The sequence below is a fragment of the Nevskiales bacterium genome (genome assembly GCA_035574475.1).
Classification (GTDB): domain Bacteria; phylum Pseudomonadota; class Gammaproteobacteria; order Nevskiales; family DATLYR01; genus DATLYR01.
Genome location: DATLYR010000154.1, coordinates 1 through 3,435, shown reverse-complemented (window position 1 = coordinate 3,435; position 3,435 = coordinate 1). Strand labels below are relative to the sequence as shown.

Annotated in this window: 4 protein-coding genes; all 4 read right to left on the bottom strand. The window is 69.2% G+C overall.

Annotated features, from left to right (window positions below; all coding sequences use genetic code 11):
* On the bottom strand, positions 1-1,386 hold a 1,386-nt coding region (locus tag VNJ47_09075; GenBank protein ID HXG28984.1), incomplete at its 3' end, for a hypothetical protein.
* 7 nt (positions 1,387-1,393) lie between these two features.
* On the bottom strand, positions 1,394-2,038 hold the full coding sequence (locus VNJ47_09070) for a TetR/AcrR family transcriptional regulator (GenBank protein HXG28983.1): 645 nt from the start codon (positions 2,036-2,038) through the stop codon (positions 1,394-1,396).
* An 82-nt stretch (positions 2,039-2,120) separates the two neighbouring features.
* A complete protein-coding gene (locus VNJ47_09065) occupies positions 2,121-3,026 on the bottom strand; it encodes an FAD:protein FMN transferase (GenBank protein ID HXG28982.1) in 906 nt (301 codons plus the stop codon).
* Between the two features lie 5 nt (positions 3,027-3,031).
* Positions 3,032-3,435, bottom strand: a 404-nt coding sequence (locus VNJ47_09060; GenBank protein ID HXG28981.1) for a DUF3570 domain-containing protein, incomplete at its 5' end; no start/stop codon positions are given.

Sequence of the window (3,435 nt, the reverse complement as noted above, 5' to 3'; positions counted from 1 at the left end):
GGCCATGCCCGCCACACGCGGATCCTCCAGGTAGGCCGGGTCGTTGGCGTAGCGTGGCGCGTAGGCGCCGTGGCAGCCGGCGCAAGAGCCGTTGCCGGGCGGGCGCGGGATGTGTGCGTTGGCGCCGTTGGCCCACAGGTCCTTGGCATGGAACAGGATTGCGCCGGCCTCGGCGAGCGCGGTGTCGATCTCGCCCGGATAGGGCGGCGAGGTCAGCGATTCGAGGTAGGTCTGGGTGGCGACCGCGTGCGGCTCCAGCTCGCGCAGCTTCTTGCCGCCGCCGGGGCCGGGATTGGTGATCGGCAGCAGCACCTGCAGGATCACGTTGTCCATGCGCAGGGCGTCGTAGGAATAACCGGCATCCCAGAACTTGCGCGGGCGGTGACTGGCGTTCCACCAGGCCGGCATCTTGGTATCACCGCCGCCGCTGGTATTGCCGGGGATCTGCATCAGCGCGACCTTGGTCGCGGCGGTGGCGGGATCGAAATCCACCGAATCGAAGTCCACCAGCGCCACCAGGAAACCCGACAGGCCCATGGCGTTGGTCACGCCGCGCGTGCTGTTGAGCGCGAAGGGAATCAGCGGCACCAGCAGGTCGGCGAGCGCGAGCTGGCCGTCGGCGCCATGCGCGCCGAGGCCCGCGACGAAAGACAGCGCCGGGTCTTCGCCCAGGGCCTTCAGCTCGCCGCTGTGGCACAGGTCGCAGGTGATGCCCAGGTTGCCCGTGTAGCGGCCGTCGGCGTCTTTCAGCTGCGTGATGCCGGCGGGCAGCTGGCCGCTGCCGCCGTTGCTCGCGGCCGCATCCTCGCCCGGCAGCGGATAGGGATTGCGGAAGTTGGCCTGCGGCAGGCCGTAGCGCTCGCGCAGCTGCGCATCGAAATCCGCGGGACGGCCCGGCAATCCCCAGCGCAGCCAGAGCTGGTTGTATTGCTCGGCCGAGCCGATGTTCAGCGCCAGCTCGCTGCGCATCAGCCGCTCGCCGGCGGCTTTTTGTGAACGATACTCGCCGCAGGTCTTCGGCTTGGTGTTGGGATTGCCGCTGGCGCCCGTGCAGTCTTCCCACCAGACGTTGAAGGCCACTGCCCGGCCCGCGTTGAAACCCGGGCGGATCAGCTCGCGCGGATCCTGTGGCAGCACCGCCGCATCCGGCTTGCCCTCGCAGTACTCGGTCATGAAGGAACGTGCATGGCTGCTGCCCAAGAGCGGCAGCGCCGGCGGCGGGCTGCCGCCGCCCCCGGCATCGTCGCCGCCCGAACCGCCGCTGCCGGTGTTACCGGTGCTGCCGGTGTTACCGGTGCTGCCACCGGTCGCGCCGCCGCTGTAGTCACCGCCGCAGGCGGATAGCAGCAGGGCCAGCAGCGGAACAAGCAAGCGGCGCGGGCTCATGCCGGCCTCAGCTGCGCGGCCGCGCCGCTTCGTCGCCGACGTAGCGCGACAGGTAGGCCAGCATCGCGTAGGCCGCCTCCTTGCGATAGGCGTCGGTGATGCGGCCGTGGCGGAAGTAGGACTGGCGGAAGCAGCCGGTGCCGATCTCCACCGCCTGCGTGGCGACATCCACTGGCTCGCGCGGCAGCAGGATGCCGCGCTGCTGCGACAGCTGGCGCAGCAGCGTGCCGAGGCGCTGGATGGTGAGCTCCTGCGCGCGGTAGCCGTCGTCGGTGAGCGGGCCACCGAGAATCAGCAGCCGCGCCACCGGATGCGCTTCGTAGAAGGCGGTGGCGCGGTTGACCACGGTATTGCCGACTTCGATCCAGGACTGGCGGCTCAGTTCGGCGGCGAAGCCGACCAGGTCGTCTTCGAGCAGTTTCAGGTAGCGCTGCGCCAGCTCGTTGAGTACCGCGTAGGGCGTGGGGAAAAACTTGTAGATGCTGGCGCGGGTGTAGCCGAGCCGCGCGGCCAGTTCGGGAATCGAGAAGCCGGCCAGCCCGCGCTCGGCCAGCAGCGCGTCCGCCGCCTTGAGCACCTGCTCGAAGCGGTCGCGCGAGCGCTGCTGCAGCGGCTGCCGCGCCTGGAGCATGGGTTGCAGGACTGCATTCATGTGGAGAACCCCCGTGCCCCAAGAAAGTAACATTTGTAGCTTTTAAATTCAAGCATTATAAGTGATTGTAAATATTGGATAATTATTCAGCGCTTGGCTTGGCGCTGCCGAGCAGCTGGCCGTCCGGCAGGATGCACAGGTACGGCAGGCCCAGCGCCGCCAGCCAGCGCGGGCCCTCGTCCGCACCCTTGAGCATGGCCACCGTCGTGGCAGTGCCCGCGATCAGGCAATGCTCGGCCACCACGCTCACGCCGGCCAGGCCCTGCACCGGCCAGCCGGTCTTCGGGTTGAGGATGTGGCAGTAGCGCCGTCCGCCGACATCCATGAAACGCTCGTAATCGCCGCTGCTGGCGATGGCGCCCGCGGCCAGCGGGATGCGCGCGATGGCGCGTTCGGGGTCGCGGGGGTTGCGGATGCCGACCTGCCAGGGCGCGCCGTCGGGATGCGGACCGATGAGCGCGATGTCGCCGCCGAGATCCACCAGCCCGTGAGCGAGGCCGGCCTCGCGGCAGACGCGCGCTGCGCAGTCGGCGGCGTACTCCTTCACGTAGCCGCCGAAGTCCAGTTCCATGCCCGCCGGCAGCCACAGGCGCGGCTTGTCCCAGCGCAGCTTGTCCCAGCCGATGCGCGGTAGCAGCGCGTCGATCTCGGCCTGCGTCGGCAGGCGCCCGGCTTTGAAATCCCAGACCCGGCGCAGCACGCCGGAGCTGATGTCGAACAGGCCGTCGCTCTCCTGCCAGGCCTGCTGCGCGTAGTCGAGCAGCGCGGCGGTCTCGGCATCCACCTCGATGCCTTGTGCGCTGCCGGCGCTGCGGTTGATGCGCGTGACGAGGCTGTCGTCGCGGTAGCGCGAGTAGACGGCCTCGAGGCGTTGCAGCTCGCGCTGCGCCTGCGCCGCGGCGCGATCGGCCGCCGCGGGACTGGGCGCATAGAGCTGCAGCTCGCACAGGCTACCCATCGCCTTGAAGGGGTAGCGGTGCAGCCGCATCGGGCTCAGAAGGTCTTCTTGACGCTGAAGGCGAGCACGTCGAAATCCACCAGCCCGGGGTTCTCGACGTCCACGTCGTCCAGAGCGTAGCGCTCGTCGCTGTCGTAGTTCTCGTAGCGCAGGCTCAGCACCCAGCCGTCCACCGCCTTGTTCACGCCGAGGCTCAGGCTCAGCGCGCCGAAGGGCGACAGGCGGTAATCGCTGGAGGCGAAGCCGTCGCCGCGCGGCGCGGCGTAGAACGGCTCGTAGAAGAACGCCTGGCTCTGGCTGTACCAGCGCAGGCCCGGCACCACGCGCCAGCCGCCCGGCAGGTTCTGGTGCCAGGCAAGATCCAGCGTGTGCGCCGTGACATCCCAGTCGTCGTCGTACAGGCGGTAGTCTGCATGCAAGGCGGCATCCGGCCCGGCGA